At 38.5% G+C, this 17171-nt stretch carries 13 protein-coding genes; 2 read left to right on the forward strand and 11 right to left on the reverse strand.

The window, feature by feature from the left end; all coding sequences use genetic code 11:
• Window positions 1–202: transposase (locus LY28_RS17955; protein ID WP_207658140.1), on the forward strand; the 202-nt coding region annotated here is incomplete at its 5' end.
• Window positions 203–566: 364 nt separating this feature from the next.
• Window positions 567–1436, forward strand: a complete 870-nt coding sequence (locus LY28_RS17960; protein ID WP_110463554.1) for an AraC family transcriptional regulator — start codon at window positions 567–569, stop codon at window positions 1434–1436.
• 23 nt (window positions 1437–1459) lie between these two features.
• Here the strand turns inward: LY28_RS17960 and LY28_RS17965 are convergent, their stop codons facing one another.
• The 11 genes from LY28_RS17965 to LY28_RS18015 form a co-directional block, all read right to left on the reverse strand.
• A complete protein-coding gene (locus LY28_RS17965) occupies window positions 1460–1858 on the reverse strand; it encodes a response regulator (RefSeq protein ID WP_110463576.1) in 399 nt (132 codons plus the stop codon).
• Between the two features lie 22 nt (window positions 1859–1880).
• Window positions 1881–4217 carry a PAS domain-containing hybrid sensor histidine kinase/response regulator gene (locus LY28_RS17970; RefSeq protein WP_110463555.1) on the reverse strand — a complete coding sequence of 779 codons (2337 nt, stop codon included), beginning with the start codon at window positions 4215–4217 and terminating at the stop codon, window positions 1881–1883.
• A 79-nt stretch (window positions 4218–4296) separates the two neighbouring features.
• Window positions 4297–5319, reverse strand: coding sequence for a protein-glutamate methylesterase/protein-glutamine glutaminase (locus LY28_RS17975; protein ID WP_110463556.1), 1023 nt, complete (start codon window positions 5317–5319; stop codon window positions 4297–4299).
• A 38-nt stretch (window positions 5320–5357) separates the two neighbouring features.
• Complete coding sequence (locus LY28_RS17980; RefSeq protein ID WP_110463557.1) at window positions 5358–6173, reverse strand: CheR family methyltransferase; 816 nt, start codon at window positions 6171–6173, stop codon at window positions 5358–5360.
• A 99-nt stretch (window positions 6174–6272) separates the two neighbouring features.
• On the reverse strand, window positions 6273–8669 hold the full coding sequence (locus LY28_RS17985) for a HAMP domain-containing methyl-accepting chemotaxis protein (protein WP_110463558.1): 2397 nt from the start codon (window positions 8667–8669) through the stop codon (window positions 6273–6275).
• Window positions 8670–8702: 33 nt separating this feature from the next.
• A complete protein-coding gene (locus LY28_RS17990) occupies window positions 8703–9197 on the reverse strand; it encodes a chemotaxis protein CheW (protein WP_110463577.1) in 495 nt (164 codons plus the stop codon).
• 85 nt (window positions 9198–9282) lie between these two features.
• Window positions 9283–11367, reverse strand: a complete 2085-nt coding sequence (locus LY28_RS17995; protein WP_110463559.1) for a chemotaxis protein CheA — start codon at window positions 11365–11367, stop codon at window positions 9283–9285.
• A gap of 24 nt (window positions 11368–11391) precedes the next feature.
• Entirely contained in the window at window positions 11392–11979 is a 588-nt protein-coding gene (locus tag LY28_RS18000) for a TetR/AcrR family transcriptional regulator (RefSeq protein WP_110463560.1), read from the reverse strand.
• Between the two features lie 255 nt (window positions 11980–12234).
• A complete protein-coding gene (locus tag LY28_RS18005) occupies window positions 12235–12990 on the reverse strand; it encodes an SDR family NAD(P)-dependent oxidoreductase (RefSeq protein ID WP_110463561.1) in 756 nt (251 codons plus the stop codon).
• Between the two features lie 221 nt (window positions 12991–13211).
• Entirely contained in the window at window positions 13212–15002 is a 1791-nt protein-coding gene (locus tag LY28_RS18010) for a phosphoenolpyruvate carboxykinase (GTP) (RefSeq protein WP_110463562.1), read from the reverse strand.
• 735 nt (window positions 15003–15737) lie between these two features.
• On the reverse strand, window positions 15738–17168 hold the full coding sequence (locus LY28_RS18015; RefSeq protein ID WP_110463563.1) for an NCS2 family permease: 1431 nt from the start codon (window positions 17166–17168) through the stop codon (window positions 15738–15740).
• Window positions 17169–17171: the final 3 nt, after the last annotated feature.

Raw genomic sequence — 17171 nt, forward strand, 5'->3', positions numbered from 1 at the left:
AAGCGCATTGATGATATTCGATAAACATGCAAATTTAAAGTATAAGTTTGGGAACAGACATTTTTGGGCAGAAGGATATTATATAAGCACAGTAGGTTTAAACGAAGCAACTATTAGGAAGTATATCCAAGAGCAGGAGAAGCACGATATTATGGTGGATAAACTAAGTGTAAAAGAGTATGAAGACCCCTTCAAGGGGTAGCAAGTAGTACGTTTGTCCCTTTAGGGGCGGCAAAGATGGCAAGGGCAATAGTAGCTTGAACAAAGTGAAAGCCAGCGTCTTTAGGCGCTAGCCGGTAACAAGCCCTTATAGGGCTAGCACAAGCCACCCGTTTTACGGGTGGTCATGACTTGAGGCTAAAGCCTCCTGAAGTACAAACCCTAAAACCCAAACCGTTGAAACCTTCAAATAAATGCTTGAAAGCATATGTTCGCATGGAAGGCGAAGGTTTCAACCATAATTGACTTTATGAGCTCGTCTTGATATTATTACAGTTGACATTTTATCTCTGTAAGGCTCGAATCCGCAATTACCGTAGCCGTTATACAAATGGGGGTGTGAAATTATGAAAAAAAAGCATCACAGCTATCAGACACGCCAGTATATGCTTTCAAAGGACTATGAAATATTTCATTATTCAGATACATACCTTGAGCATGTGAGCCTGCACCACCATGATTTTTATGAATGTTATTTTTTTATATCAGGTGATGTAACCTACCTAACCGAAGGAAAAACATATTCCTTAAAACCCGGTGATATTATTCTTATGAACTCCACAGAGCTTCATCAGGCGATTATCAATAATCATAAGGTTCCATATGAAAGAATAGTCCTTTGGATAAATAAATCCTTTTTAAAAAATCTATCCACTGATGAAACACATCTTGCGAAATGCTTTGAAGACCCTGATAAAGAAACCGTTATAAGGATAAGCTTTGAAATGCAGCAAAATATCAAAGCTATCCTGCAAAAAATTATTGCGTTTGAAAACTATAGAGGAATAGGCAGCGATCTTCTTTTTAAAGCATACATTATTGAGCTTTTAGTCAACATAAATATGCTTTTATATAATAATATAGATAAGCTTGATGTAGATATAAAGAAAAACAATCTGATAGACGAAATAATTCAGTATATAAATAGTCATTTAGATGAAGAAATCACAATAGACGAACTTTCTGAACAGTTCTTTATAAGCAAATACCATCTGCTGAGGGAGTTTAAAAAATACTCGGGTACTACCCTGCACAAATATATCGTCCAGAAGAAATTAATACAGGCAAAATACCTCATATTAAAAGGATTCCCGATTATCAGCGTTTACGAGCAATGCGGCTTTGGGGATTACTCAAATTTTTTCAGGGCATTTAAAGCTGAATATGGAGTCACCCCAAAGCATTTTTATAAAATTATGTACAAAAATAATCCCTGAATTAAGCCGTGGGGGATTGTTTGCTACGTTCGAATTAAATTCAGTTTGGCCATAACCCTTTTAAACTTTTCAATATCAATAGGCTTCGAGGCATATGCATCACAATCATATTCAAAGGCCTTATTTACGTACTCTGCCTGCGCCAGAGCTGTTGTCATTATTACCTTTGCACGTTTTTCAGGGAGAATGCCCTTCTGAATTTCCAAATCCCTGATTGTTTTTAATACTTTCACCCCGTCTACCTTAGGCATCATAATATCCAAGCATACCAAATCATAAAGATGATTTTCCTTTAAAGCCATCATGTATGCATCTATCGTTTCTAATCCGTCTACTACCAAATCACATTCTCCGTATTGTGAAAGGAATTTGCTCAAAAACTTTCTGCTGGCCAAATCATCCTCAGCGATCAATATCTTCATCTGAATTTCCTCCCGTAAGTATTTATTTATTTTCAATGCCTTCTCCTTGATTGCGGGAAATAAACTCCTTGTGGTGTTCAAGTTCGTGCTGAATTTGAACAACATAATCAACAACTTCTCTTAGATTTTCACGTCTCGCTGCCAATTCCGCTTTGAAGGCGGCATTTTTTATTGCCTCGGCATCAATTTGAATAGCAAGGATTTTTATCTTATGGGCTATACTTTCAAAATCCCCCAGACAATTTTTATCAATATTTATCTTGGAAAATTCCTTAATATAGCATTCCATTTTTTCTATAACAGTATAGTTTTCTTCTATGTTCAGGCAAATATCCTTGTCTTTTTCTATAAAAAGGATATCTCCTTCATCTGTTATTCTCGCTTCCTTGTTTATATCTATTTTTGCCTGCATTTTAAATTCATGTGCCTTTTCAAGTATAGCTCTTAATTCGTCAATTTTTATCGGCTTAGAAATATAGTCGTCCATACCGGCAGACATAAAACGCTCCTTGTCCCCTTTCAGTGCAAACGCAGTCAATGCAACTATCGGAGTATGAAGCCTGTTTTCTTCCTTCTTCCGAATAATTCTGGTAGTTTCAATTCCATCCATCTCAGGCATCTGTATATCCATAAGAATGAGATCATAGTTTTTTCTGGAATGCCACTCCAATGCCTCTAATCCATTATTCGCAACATCTACGGAATGTCCTGCCTTCTCAAGCATTCTTACTATTACATTCTGGTTAAAATCAACATCTTCTACTGCAAGTATCCTCATTGCGTTTCGAGCTTTGACAATCCCGCAGGAATTATCCGATGCCTGTAATTTATCACCCTTTTCCCCTATTTTAAATTTTGCAGTAAAGTAAAATGTACTCCCTTTTCCTTTTTCACTTTCATACCACATTTTACCTCCCATCATTTCTGCAAGCTGTTTTGAAATTACCAGCCCCAAGCCTGTTCCCTTATATTTTCTGGTAAAGGAGCCGTCTATTTGTATAAAAGTCTTGAAAAGCTTTCCCATGTCCTTCTGTTCAATACCAATACCCGTATCTGCCACATCAAACTGCAAAGTCACTTCTTTTTTCTCACAAGCCACCTTGCGTATTGATAATGTGATATCCCCTCTCCGGGTAAATTTAATTGCATTATTAATAATATTGTTCAAAATCTGCCTGAGCCTGTTGGAATCTCCATAAATATTCTCGGGTATATCAAAGGGCAGCGTATATTTTAGCTCCAGTCCCTTTTCTCCGGCGTGAGGTCCATGAGCTTTTATTACCTCTTCAATAAAATCTCTGAGAGCAAAGCATTTATTATCAAGAACCATTTTGCTGGCTTCCAGTTTTGAAAAATCCAGTATGTCATTTATAAGGGTAAGAAGCGAATCTGCACATGACTTTGCTATATTCATATTTTCCTTTTGTTCAGAATTTAAATCTGTCATAAGGCTAAGATCAATCATCCCCATAATTCCATTGATTGGAGTTCTGATTTCATGGCTCATATTGGCTAAAAATTCACTTTTTGCCTTATTAGCAGCCTCAGCCTCTTCTTTCGCGCGCTTCAGCTCGGTGACATCGTCGAAAATAACCATTATTCTGTTTTCTCCGTTAAATATAACAGGTGTAAGGCTTGCCTTGAGATAGCATCGGAAAACACTTCCATCTCTGAAAAAATTACACTTAAACATGACATCATTAAAAGGCGTGCCTGAATTTATCACTTCCTGCATAGTCCTGTTGAACCTGCAGGATTTACATATCCTTCTTTCTAAATAGTTTTTTCTCAAGCTGTAAATGCATCCAAAAACATCACATACTCTCTTTCCTGTTACGGCATTCAGTTCAGACTGCAAAAAAGACAGCGCCCACTTGTTGGCAAGGTTAATTATAAAATTCTCATCAAGAAAAATAACACCAATCGGAGCAATCTGAATAATTGTCATAATATTATTACGTTCAATTTTGACTGCCTCCTCTATTTTTCTTATATTTGTAATGTCCCGAAAAACTATTACACTGCCTGAAACAGTGACATTTTTTTCAACAACGGGAGAACAGCTTGCAGATATGTATTTTTTATCTCCGTACTTAGTTACAAGCTGAGAATTCCTTCTAAGCCCCTTTGCTGCGTTCTCCTTAACTTCAGATGAAAAAGGGCTTTCATATTTAATTCCGGTAGCCGCGTCAATAATACAGAATATATCTGTCAAGCTTTTGCTTTGAGCCTCATCACGCGTCCATCCGGTCATATTTTCCGCTGCTTTATTAATAAACGTTATTTTATCGTTGATATCTGTACAAATAATTCCATCACCTATGCTGGAAAGTGTGATATACCTCTGATCATTACCCATTAAAAACTGCTCCTATGCTTTATGATAAGAATAAAAAGATTTTTACAGCTCCATAATATGCTATCCTTTTACCTGCAAGCTATTTTAACATTGAAAAAATTAATTGAGGTATTTTTTCAAGGGATGTCTGCTTTTCCACAGCACCGATATCAAATGCCACCTTTGGCATTCCATATACAACTGAGGATTTTTCATCCTGTCCTATGGTCCTTGCTCCCTTTCTTTTCATTGCAAGCAGCCCCTTTGCCCCGTCATATCCCATACCCGTCAGAATTATTCCGACAGCCTTGTTTCCGGCTGCCTTGGCTACTGACTCAAAAAGCACATCCACCGAGGGACAATGGCCATTTACCTTCTCTTTTCCTCCAAGCTCTATGTTATATCGTTTTCCAACCTTAATAACCTTCATTTGCTGGTCTCCGGGGGCTATAATCACTTTACCCTGCTCGACAAAATCACCGGGCTGTGCTTCCTTAACACGCAGGTGTGTCTGTTTGTCCAGCCTTTCGGCAAACATACGTGAAAACACAGGAGGAATATGCTGGACAACAACTATGCCCGGCGCAGTAACGGGCATAGCCTTCAAAATATTGTACAAAGCCTCTGTACCTCCGGTAGATGCGCCGATTGCTATAATTCTGCCTGTATCGGTATTTTGCTCCGATACTATATCTGTAATATTTGAGCTTTCAATTTCTCCTATTTTAGCCTTTGAGGCAATTCTAATCTTTATAATTAAATCTCCTAAAAATTTTTCTATACCTTTAACTGATTGTACGTCAGGCTTTGTAACAAAATCAACCGCACCTGCATTCATGGCTTCAAAAACAGACTCACTGACACCGCTGACCACTATAACCGGTATAGGATATTGGGGAAGAAGTCTTTTTAGAAATTCAATTCCGTTCATCTTCGGCATTTCAATATCACAGGTCATTACATCCGGCTTGTATTTAAGAATCTTATCTCTGGCATCGAATGGATCCACAGCCATTGCGACAACCTCAATATATGGGTCTGTGGAAATACCCTTTGATAATACCTCTCTATATAAATGACTATCATCTACAACAAGAACACGGATTTTTTTCAAAACCGGCATTTTTTCACCTCGTACTCAGTTTTTAAAATATGCTTAAATTATTCCTTCCTGTATACCGCAGGTCTTAAATACTTAAACTTTGTCTCTTTTCTGTTCAGAGACTCTGAGTGCCCAATAAATAAATAGCCGCCGCGTTCCAGTGAATTATAAAACTTCTCCACCAGCTTATGTTTAGTCTGCTCATCAAAATAAATCATTACATTCCTGCAAAATATCACATGAAATTTTCGTCTGAAGGGAAAGGTTTCATCCATCAGATTAAATTTTCTGAATATGATTTCACTCTTTATTTTATCAATAATTTCATACTTTTCCATACTGATTTTACTGAAATAATTAGCTTTCCATGAAGCAGGAAGCGCCTCAATTCCTTCATTACTATATACCCCATTTTTTGCAAGCTCAAGCACTCTGTCTGAAATATCTGTAGCTAATACTCTGGAATCCCAGAAAATTTTTTCTTTTCCCAGAAATTCATCTATCAGCATCGCTAATGTATAGGGTTCCTCACCTGACGAGCAGCCTGCGCTCCAGATTCTGATATCCTTGTCTTTTCCCTTAGCTGTCAGATATGGAAGTATACTGTCTCTCAAATAATAAAAATGCTCCGCTTCCCTCATAAAAAAGGTATGATTTGTAGTTATTTTATTAACCAGAGTAGTTACAGCAGTTCCTGTTTTATCTTCAAATATATACTTAACATACTCCGAATAATTGTTTATGTTATTTTGCAAAAGTACATTATAAAGCCTTCCTGACACCAAAGCCTTCTTTTCTTCTTTCAGATTTATACCGTAATTTTCCTTGATATAAGCTGCTAATTGCAAAAATTCTTCATCCGTTATTGTAAGCACAGCCGTACCCCCTCCAAAAGGGAAGGGCTGCCATATAAAACATCCGTCCAATAATTCTGGCGAAATATTCTTACAACAGCCCTAAGCTCAAGCACCTTTTCAGTACTTTCCGAATTCATTGTCACTCAGTGCAATTTTCGTTCTCCTTGAGCCCATCATTTCATTATTTCCCCTCATATTACTTAAATCCATTTTTCTTTTTTTTTCTGACATGTCATTTATCATGTTCAGGACATCAGGGTTTAAATCATTAGGGTTCCCCTGATTTTCATCATTTTGTGAAAGCTTGAATTCTGAAACCATTTGCTGCATCAGCATTGCCTGGGTTGACAGCTCTTCACTTGCCGCCGCGGCTTCTTCAGAGGTTGCCGAGTTAGTCTGGACAACGTGAGACACCTGCATAATTCCCTGATTGATTTGTTCAATACCTAAAGCCTGTTCGCTGGAAGCAACATTAATATCATTTACTATATTGGCCACCTTTTCAATTTCAGTAACAATCTTATTGAGAGCCTCCGCAGTTTCCTTTGCTATTTTTGTTCCTTCTTCTGATTTTTTGATTGAGCCTTCAATCATTTCTGTAGTCTCTTTCGCTGCATTAGCTGAACGGGCCGCAAGGTTCTTGACTTCCTCTGCCACCACTGCAAAGCCTTTCCCGTGCTGTCCCGCTCTTGCCGCCTCAACTGCCGCATTCAGTGCAAGCATATTTGTCTGGAAAGCAATATCATCAATAACCTTTATAATTTTGGATATATTTGCCGAAGACTCATTAATCTGTTCCATTGCCTTGAGCATATCCTTCATCTGTGAATTCCCTTTTACAGCATGTTCCTTGGCATTTTCGGCAAGTTCATTGGCTTGATTCGCACTTTGTGCATTCAGCCTTGTCTGAGATGAAATCTCTTCGAGAGAAGCAGTTAATTCTTCTACCGAGCTTGCCTGTTCAGTTGCTCCCTGCGATAGTGCAATACTTGAATCCGATATCTGTTTTGATCCGGAAGTGACCTGCTGCGCGGCATTATTTATTTCATTCATCATATTATTAAAAGTTTGAATAGTAAAATTGATATTATCTTTGACCTTGGTATATGCTCCTTCATACTCGCCAACCATTTTAACAGTCAGATTTCCTTGCTCCATCTCACCCATAACGGCCGCTATTTCTTTCAGAGGCTGTGCCACCGCATCCATTGTACAGTTCATTCCCTCAATAATATTTGAAAATCCGCCTTCAAACCTGCTGATATTCCCTCTGACCTCCAGATCTCCGTTTATAGCAGCACTTGCAAGTCTTCCTGTATCCTGAATCAGGCTTCTGATTGTGCTCATCATTTCAGACAAAGCCGGCATCAGCTGATCATTTTCAGATCTTCTTCCGATTCTTTGCAGCTCCTCAAGTCTGCTTGTATCTCCCTTGGAAACCTTGACCACAGCATCCTGAACGCTCAAAAGCCTCTTACGCACATCATTAACCGACTCCGCCAGTTCATTGAGAGAGCCTGTGTATTCACCGGTAATTTCCTGGGTATAATCATTTACAGACAGAGCTTTCATTACCAGCTGCACCTCATTTATGGGATGGATAATTGAGTCAAGGGTATTATTTACTCCCTCAACCAGCCTTCTGAACTCTCCCTGATGCTTAAATGAATCTGCTCTTATTTCCAGATTACCTTCTATAGCTGCTTCTGCCAGCATATTTACATCCATTGCCAGCTTATTGACCGCTGCAATTATTTCTCCGAAAGCACCTGCAAGCCTCCCTAGCTCATCCTTGGTTTTTATTTCTATATTCGTGTTTATATTGCCGGCAGCAATATTATCCGCAGCAATCGCCATCATTTTTATAGGCTTACTGATTGTATTTGATATAAACAGTCCAAGCACTACCGATAAAACTACTCCCAATGCCACAAGTATACCCATAACCAGCATCGCTGCATCTGCCGACTTGCTGTCGGATGACGAAGTTTTTGACGCCAGCTTAATGTTGTAATCTAAAAGCTTTGCTGTCTGTGCTTCAACATTTCTTGCGGCGGTATCAACCTCTTTCAGGAGGCTTTCTTCCGCCTGTTCTGCTTGTCCCGCCAGCACAAGGTTCACAATATTATTGTCAAGTGTTCTTTGCTCTTCCAGCAATGCTGCTAGAGCATCTAATTCCTTGCCTTCCTCTATAGTTGAAAGCTCATTTCGGTAATCTTTAATATATTTATAAATATCCGAATAATACTGCTCGATTTTGTCAGTATAAGCTTCTGAGTTGCCGGAATCTAAAATTATATTTCTTAAGTTTATACGAATCCGCTGAAATTGCAAATTTATATAACCCATATTTTCAATCGGCTTTGTGTTTTGCTCATACATTATCATTTCATTTTTGCTTAATGTTTTAATCTCTATTATACTATATACTCCAATAGCTCCCGAAATCAATGCAACTATGGCGAATCCCAATAATAGCTTTGTAGCAATCTTTAAATTGTAAAACCATTTCATAAGTCAGCACTCCTTTATTTTGGAATTATCATTTTATATGCTATCACTTAAAACCTCAAACTCATCATCTGTAAGCAGTTTTTCACAATCAAGCAGCAGTCTTGTCTCACTTCCGATTTTTCCTATTTTCTTTATGTACCTATTATTGAAGCCTCTGTTCATCTGCGGAGGGTCAACAACATCCTGCTCGGGAATTGTAAGCACCTCGGATACACTGTCAACAATCAGTCCAATAAAGAGATCATTAATATCAATTACTATTACACAGGTTCTGTCATTATATTCCCTTGACTCTTTTTTAAAGCGAAGCCTTACATCCATTATAGGAATAATTTTACCCCTTAAATTAATTATTCCTTTAACGTATTCAGGAAGCTCGGGTATTTCTGTAATAGCCTGTATTCCTATGATCTCTGTAACATATTTTATCTCTATTCCATAACTTTCATTGCAGATTGAAAATGTCAGATATCTGTCTTTTTGAGTATCCTCCTCCACTTCTACAGAATTGCCTATAATATTTGCCATCTTTTCATCCCCTTCCTTTAATAAAATGCTGTTCAAAGAACCTGCCCCACACATACAGAGTTTTCTCAATTACGGCTTCTCTTTCCTAGTTCATCAGTCTCCCACTGTCCAGTATCAGGCTGATGTTTCCATCTCCCAAGAGTGTACATCCGGCAAGGTCCCTTGATTTTTTGAATTGCCGGATATATTCGGGCAATGCTTTTACAACCACCTGCTGCTCACCTAACAGTTCATCGGCAAAAATACAAAGCGTTTTTTCCTGATTTTCAACCATAATAAGTACACCTTCACTGAATTTCGTAGTATCGCATACCAGATTGTATATTTTATGTAATCTAAGAATGGGGTAACAGCTTCCTCTGACCATGATCATTTCATTTTCGTCAGGGTCTTTGATTATATCCTTTTCCGAAGGTCTGAAGGATTCTCTGATATCTGTGGTAGGTATTGTGTAACAGGATTTCCCCACTCTGATATTCATGCCATCAATAATGGCCAGCGTCAGAGGGATTTTCATAGTGGTTATAGAGCCCTCTCCCGGAGCGCTATCCACCCAAGCGGTTCCGCCAATTGCCTCAATATTTTTTGTAACAACGTCCATGCCTACACCCCGGCCGGAATACTCCGTAATTCTGTCTTTAGTAGAAAAGCCCGGTAAAAATATAAGGGAATATATTTCTTTATCTGTCATCAGATTTTCGGGCTTTTTAATCAATCCGTTTTCTCTGGCTCTCATGAGTATTTTTTCCTTGTTGAGACCTCTTCCGTCATCCTTAACGATTATAAGAACATCGCTTCCCGCGTTTCTGGCTTCAATGGTTATAGTGCCTGTAGCTGTCTTTCCGGCTGCGACCCTGTCCTCGGTGGCTTCTATTCCGTGATCGATGGAATTTCTGACAACATGCATCAAGGGATCAGAAATATGCTCTATTATATTTTTATCCACCTCAGTCTCTTCACCGATAATCTCTAAAGAAATCTGCTTATCAAGCTTTTTACTCATATCCCTCACAATACGGTGCATTTTATTAAAAGTGCCTGAAATAGGCACCATACGTATAGACATCACCATATCCTGAAGCTCACCGGATATTTTTTTCAGCTGTCTGGCCGCCTTTTGGAAATTTTCAAGATTAAGACCTTTCAGATCAGGATTCTGAGTTACCATAGCCTCAGCCACTACCATTTCTCCCACTAAATCCATAAGCTTATTCAGCTTGAGAACATTCACACTTATGATGCCTTGTGAGGCCTGTGACTGATTTTCTCTTTCCGGTTTTTCCAAATTAAGCTTATCTTGAAGCTCAATTGCAGTTACAGGTGAATTTTCCGGGGCAAGCCCGCAAAGCTGGGTTTTATCCTTCTTTTGCATTTTGTGTTCTTCAAAGGCTTTTTCTTCAATTTTTTCAAGTTCTATTGCTTTTAAAAATATAGTCTGCGATAATATTTCCTGCATTTCCTCATAGCTCTTATTTGCCTTGAAATAAACTGTAAAGCCATTGTCACGTATAGTCTGGGAGCTACTATCATTATCCATAATATCATCAGGTATGTAGTACATTTCATCTGTGACCTCTTCTAAATTATGAACAACTGTGTATGCACGAATATTCTCCATTTCACAGCCGTCCTCAAAATAGACAGCGGCTCTGTAAACACAGCTGTATTCCCGAACAATATTTTTCTCATGGGGAATATAGTACTGCTGCTTATCCTCCTGCGGCTGCACCTCTTCTTTTGTATCTGCCGCCTCCGGGCTTCCTTGTTTAAGCACAGACAAAAAGCCTTTAATACCGGATATAATATTTTCAGCTTCTCCATCGGGACTATCACCCGCTTTTATCTTCTCGAGCTCCACCTTGATAAAGTCCACACCCTCCAAGATAAGATCGGACAATGCGGAGCAATCATAATCCTGTGGCTTCTCTTCACGTATAAAATAAAAAAGGTCCTCCATAGCATGTGCCAAAAGTGATATATTATTAAAAAGCATCATTGCAGAGGAACCTTTTATGGTATGCATAACTCTGAATATGTCATTTATGGTGTCAGAAGCATAGTCACCTGACTTCTCACTTTCCAGTACAGCACTCTCAAGCTGTTCAATCTGTTGATTGGTTTCAAATATGTACATATCAAGTATCGGATCATCTATTGAATATTCAGACATAAGCACACACCCCCTTAGAAATCTTTATTTAATTTCAAACGAGTCAAGAGTCATTTCCAGTGTAGAAAGAGTACATTCCTTCAACGAAAAATTATATTTGTTAAACCGCCAATTAAGGCATATTGACATAAAAGAACCCCATATCAGATAAGATAGGCTTTCGCTGTCAATACCCCTGCTTAATTCGCCTGCTTTTTGCGCCTCCATAATAATCTCCTGAATAAAGCAAAGCTTTGCAAAAAATGCATTTTTAACCTTTCCGGCAAACTGCGGATCACATGCCAAAACATTATATGCTTGTGAAACTGCCGTTACAGCGGGATAATTCTCATAGTACTCTGCATATGAATTTATAAAAAAAATGATAGCTGCTCTTAGTTTTAATTTTTTAATTTTAACTGTGGTCATAATATCGGAATCATACTTTGAATCAAAGTCCAGCATTGCGAGAATCAAATCGCTTTTTTTGTTATAATGCCTAAACAATGTGGCCTCTGAAACACCTTGGCGTTTTGCGATTTCTCTTGTAGACAGTCCTTGTATACCGAACTCATCAAGTATTTCAATTGCGGTTAAAATCAAACTGTCTTTTCTATCCATTACATATTCCATTTTTTACCTCCAAGCGTAGTAATCGATTACTACTAAACAGCACCCAAGAATATTATGACTGTAATGGTGTATTTTGTCAATTTATTTTTATCATATTTTACAAAATTATTAATTATAATCCAAATTTTTAATTATATTTTATTACTTTTTGGTAGTATTGGAGAGATAACAGTTAAAAACAAGAAAAAAGCGCATCCGTAGGTATAATACCGATGCACTGATAACTTACTGACAGGACTTCATTTTAGAGAGCTTTTAAATCCCGCATTTTTTCTTCTGCACATGATATACAATTCTAAGCAACAGCTTTTCAGGAACAAACTTTTCAAAAAAGGCGGATAATTTCATTATTGTGCCGGGGATAATGGTTAATTTTCTCTCAAACATCCTTTCTATTGCATATTCTGCAACATATTTACTGCTTAAGCCCTTAAGGCTCATTTTAACATTTGCCGTCTGATTAAATTCAGTATCAACGGGCCCCGGGCAAAGCGAGCCGATGTATACCCTGCTTCCTTCCCTGCGTAATTCCTCATATATAGCTTGTGTCAGTCTAAGCACATATGCCTTGGAGGCATAATAGCCTGATAGCAACGGGCCCGGCAGAAAAGCAGCAGATGAAGCAACATTTAAAATATATCCCGAGTTCTTTCTTTTAAGGTCCCGTAAAAACAGCTTTGTAAGAATGCAGACAGCTTTTATATTTGTGTCAAGCATTCTTAGCTCATCTTGAATGTCCGAACTGTCAAATGTTCCAAAAATGCCAAAGCCCGCATTGTTTATTAAAATATCTATGTCTTGCTTCCTGACCTGCTCATATAATTCAAAACAGGCTTCTTCCTTTGATAAATCAAGGCATATTGCCTGAACACCAGTGGATAAAATGCCTTTCAGTTCTTCAAGCCTTTCCGCTCTGCGTGCTACAAGAATCAAGTCATACCCTTTTTTGCTTAAAATTATGGACATATCCCGTCCTATCCCCGAGCTGGCCCCTGTTATTAATGCCTTCATTTTTACCCTCTTTCTGAAACCTGTTTATTCAGACTTTCATTTTATTAAATAAATCAACTTTTTGGCTGCCAAATTTCAGATTAACTTAATTCGCAGCACCTGTTTCCGGCACATAATTATGGCTTAGGAGCAATCCTCCAAAAGCTAAAGGACTGTCTCAAAACCACCGTATAACAGCAGTTTTGCAACAGTCCCCCTAATAAAAGATTTACTAAATCTTATTATGCCTTCAATCTAGCTTCAAGAGCTTCAAGCTGATTCTTCAATTCCTGAGGCATACGGCCGTAGTTTTCATAGTGAGCCTTTATTGACTCAACCTCTTTCAGCCATTCTTCATTATTAACCTTGAGAAGCTCTGCCATATCATCAGCTGATACATCAAGACCTGTAGTGTCAATAGCATCTGTAGTCGGCATATAACCAATAGGAGTCTTAACAGCTTCGCCTTCTCCTGATACTCTTTCACAAATCCATTTAAGAACACGGCTGTTTTCTCCGTAACCAGGCCATAACCACTTGCCGTCTTTATCCTTACGGAACCAGTTAACATAGAATATCTTCGGCAATTTGTCTTCAGTTGAAGCAGCTCCAACATCCAACCAGTGCTGTAAATAATCGCATACATTATATCCCATGAATGGCAGCATAGCAAACGGATCACGGCGAACTTGACCTATCTTGTCAGATATAGCCGCAGCAGTTATTTCTGAACCCATGATAGAACCCATAAATACACCATGCTTCCAGTCAAAGCTTTCATGAACCAAAGGAATAGTACTTGGACGACGTCCGCCTATCAATATAGCGGATATCGGAACACCTGCAGGATCTTCCCACTCAGGAGCTATAACAGGGCACTGGCTAGCCGGTGCTGTAAAGCGAGCGTTTGGATGAGCTGCAGGAGCCTCTGATGCCGGAGTCCAATCATTGTTTTTCCAGTCGATAAGATGATCAGGTGCATCAACTCCCATACCTTCCCACCATATATCCTTGTCATCGGTAACACCAACATTTGTGAATATAGTATTCTTTTCAATACTGTGCATTGCATTTGGATTTGAATCTAATGAAGTTCCAGGAGCAACTCCGAAGAACCCTGCTTCAGGATTAATAGCGTAAAGTCTGCCATCCTTGCCGTATTTCATCCAAGCTATATCATCTCCGATAGTTTCAACCTTCCAGCCCGGAATTGTTGGAACCAGCATAGCAAGATTAGTCTTTCCGCAAGCACTTGGGAATGCACCGCAGATATATTTAACCACACCCTTAGGGCTTGTTAACTTAAGAATCAACATGTGCTCAGCCAGCCAGCCTTCATCACGAGCAATAACTGATGCTATACGAAGAGCAAAGCATTTTTTACCCAGCAATGCATTTCCGCCGTATCCTGAACCAAAGGACCATATAGTTCTTTCTTCAGGGAAATGGCTTATATATTTCTTTTCCATTGGAGCACAAGGCCATTTTCCGTCCTTTTGTCCTGCTTCCTTAGGAGCTCCTACTGAATGCAGGCAAGGTACGAATTCGCCATTACCTCCAAGTGTTTCAAGTACCTTTGCACCAACACGTGTCATTATACGCATGTTACAAACAACGTATGCACTGTCAGTCAATTCAACACCTATCTTTGATATAGGTGAACCGATAGGTCCCATTGAAAATGGTATAACATACATAGTTCTGCCCTTCATGCAACCTTTGTATAAGCCCTTCATGGTTTCCTTCAATTCATCAGGGTTAATCCAGTTGTTTGTTGGTCCAGCTGCTTCCTTGGTTTTTGAAGCAATATATGTTCTATTTTCTACACGAGCAACATCGGATGGATCACTGTTAAATGAAAAACATCCCGGACGTTTTTCAGGATCTAACGGTTCTGCCATTCCTGCATCAACCATTCCCTGCATAAGGCGGTCGTATTCTTCCTGAGAACCATCACACCAATAAATCTGATCCGGTTGACACATGTCAGCCATTTCTTTAACCCACGCTTGCAATTTAACGTTTGTAGTCATTACAATTCTCCCTTCAATTTATAAAAAATATAGTGCTATCAATGAGTAGTATTTGTGATTTACACCTTACTATTCGCATTATGTAAGCAATAGATTTAGTTAATTTTTTCACTAACCATGTTACCATACAAAGCCATAAATTTCAACAACTCTTTTAAGAATATTTGTTAATTTTTTAAATAAAATTTGCAAGTTTGTGCTACCCAAAATTTCATGTATGCATATATATACAAAGCCCAGGCTATCAATAAAATTATCTGCAAACTCTGTACACAAAAGGATTTTTTAGCCAGCTTAATTTTTTCTTATCAAAGTAATCAATATCTATTTTAATAAAAAAAGAAATGTTTAAAGCTCTAAAATTGCATGTACCTTTTTGTATACAAAAAACAAAAGCATCTTTCAAATTCCTTCATTTCAGTAGTAACCATCGTCAATTAATTCTTGATTTTAATAAAATACACGCAGCAGGCAGATATCTGTGACAGTGCATAATTTGCAAAAAGCAATAATATAGCAGCGAATATCAAACGGCTTCAATAAAGCATAAAAAAGGCTGCCGATAGCATCCTTTATATCATGTAACCGAAGTATCCACAACCTTCAGCAGCATAATACAAGCATGTGCTTACTGCAGCCTTTCTATTTTTAAAAATTATCCGGCTTTAAAAGATTATGTTAATCCCCGATTCCTTATCTATTAATCCCGGTTTAAAAACTGAATTTTTAAAATATTTACAGGAATAATGCACTGACTACATAATTAATTATGAATAAGCCTGTCACTATATACATAATAGGATGAACCTCTTTAGCCTTGCCTTTGCATATTTTCACCACCACATAGAATATAAACCCTGTGGATATACCACTTGAAATACTGTAAGCAAAAGGCATAACTACTGCAGTAAAGAATGCCGGAAGCGCTTCGTCAAAATCTTCCCATCTGATTTTAGCAAATGATCCCATCATCAAAACACCAACAATAATAAGTGCAGGAGCAGTCGCTGCCGCCGGTATAACCCCTGCCACAGGTGCAAATAACAAACAGGCAGCAAAGAATATTGCTGTTACAATTGACGTAAAACCGGTTCTACCGCCAGCGCCGATGCCTGCTGCACTTTCAGTGTAGGTTGTGGTATTCGATGTTCCTAAAAGAGCACCGATAGAAGTTGCGGTAGCGTCAGCAAATAGAGCCTTGTCCATCTTTGATTTGAATCCTCTGCCCGAGAAAAGCTCTGCTTCATCCTTGTCATCAAATATTCCGCTCTTTCTTCCTGTTCCTATAAATGTTCCGATTGTGTCGAAGGTATCCGAAAGAGTAAAGGCCAGAATAGTTATAAGAACAATGGGAATAGTCCTTGGATCACTGAAAAGTCCGGTAAAGTCAAGCTTAAACGCTGTTTGTGTTATATCTGAAACATTATAAGGCGTTGACGTCGATAAGGATGTAACTCCCATAGGTATACCAATCAGCGTAGTTGTAACTATGCCAATAAGCATAGCCCCCTTGACCTTTAAAAGCATTAGAACGACTGTAATAGCAAGTCCGATTAAAGCAAGCTGCGCTGCAGGAGCCGCAAAATTTACAAAAGCAGGAACAACATTTGCCCCATCAGCAACAACAGTGGCAGCATCAGCCTTTGTCCCAATCATATCCATAAAAGGAGAACTTGAAGTTCCCTCTGAAGTAAACTTCAGGAAACCGGCACTTTTAAAGCCTATGTATGCAATAAAAAGACCAATACCTCCGCCGATAGCCAACTGCAGCGATTCAGGAATCGCCTTGATAATCATTTTTCTTATTTGAGTCACTGTAATAATAATGTTAATAATACCGCAAATAAAAACCATTGCTAATGCCTGCTGCCACTCATAACCCAGTCCGAAAACAACCGTAAATGTAAAGAATGCGTTCAGACCCATACCGGGAGCTTGTGCATAAGGAACATTTGCAACTAATCCCATAATAAGAGTGCCTATCACTGCTGCAAGAATTGTTGCTACGTATATACCGCCTTTAGGCATACCGGTTTGCCCCAGAATATTGGGGTTTACAAAAATGATGTATGCCATGGTAAAGAAGGTAGTCATACCAGCAACTATTTCAGTCCTGACATTTGTGCCATTTTCCTTGAGTTGAAATTTTTTCTCCAAAAAATTCATACT

The organism is Ruminiclostridium sufflavum DSM 19573 (genome assembly GCF_003208175.1).
GTDB lineage: Bacteria > Bacillota > Clostridia > Acetivibrionales > DSM-1351 > Ruminiclostridium > Ruminiclostridium sufflavum.

Coding starts and splice junctions, on each gene's coding strand:
- LY28_RS17960 (WP_110463554.1), top strand. CDS start 567: ATGAAAAAAAAGCATCACAGCTATCAGACACGCCAGTATATGCTTTCA.
- LY28_RS17965 (WP_110463576.1), bottom strand. CDS start 1,858: ATGAAGATATTGATCGCTGAGGATGATTTGGCCAGCAGAAAGTTTTTG.
- LY28_RS17970 (WP_110463555.1), bottom strand. CDS start 4,217: ATGGGTAATGATCAGAGGTATATCACACTTTCCAGCATAGGTGATGGA.
- LY28_RS17975 (WP_110463556.1), bottom strand. CDS start 5,319: ATGCCGGTTTTGAAAAAAATCCGTGTTCTTGTTGTAGATGATAGTCAT.
- LY28_RS17985 (WP_110463558.1), bottom strand. CDS start 8,669: ATGAAATGGTTTTACAATTTAAAGATTGCTACAAAGCTATTATTGGGA.
- LY28_RS17990 (WP_110463577.1), bottom strand. CDS start 9,197: ATGGCAAATATTATAGGCAATTCTGTAGAAGTGGAGGAGGATACTCAA.
- LY28_RS17995 (WP_110463559.1), bottom strand. CDS start 11,367: ATGTCTGAATATTCAATAGATGATCCGATACTTGATATGTACATATTT.
- LY28_RS18000 (WP_110463560.1), bottom strand. CDS start 11,979: ATGGAATATGTAATGGATAGAAAAGACAGTTTGATTTTAACCGCAATT.
- LY28_RS18005 (WP_110463561.1), bottom strand. CDS start 12,990: ATGAAGGCATTAATAACAGGGGCCAGCTCGGGGATAGGACGGGATATG.
- LY28_RS18010 (WP_110463562.1), bottom strand. CDS start 15,002: ATGACTACAAACGTTAAATTGCAAGCGTGGGTTAAAGAAATGGCTGAC.
- LY28_RS18015 (WP_110463563.1), bottom strand. CDS start 17,168: ATGAATTTTTTGGAGAAAAAATTTCAACTCAAGGAAAATGGCACAAAT.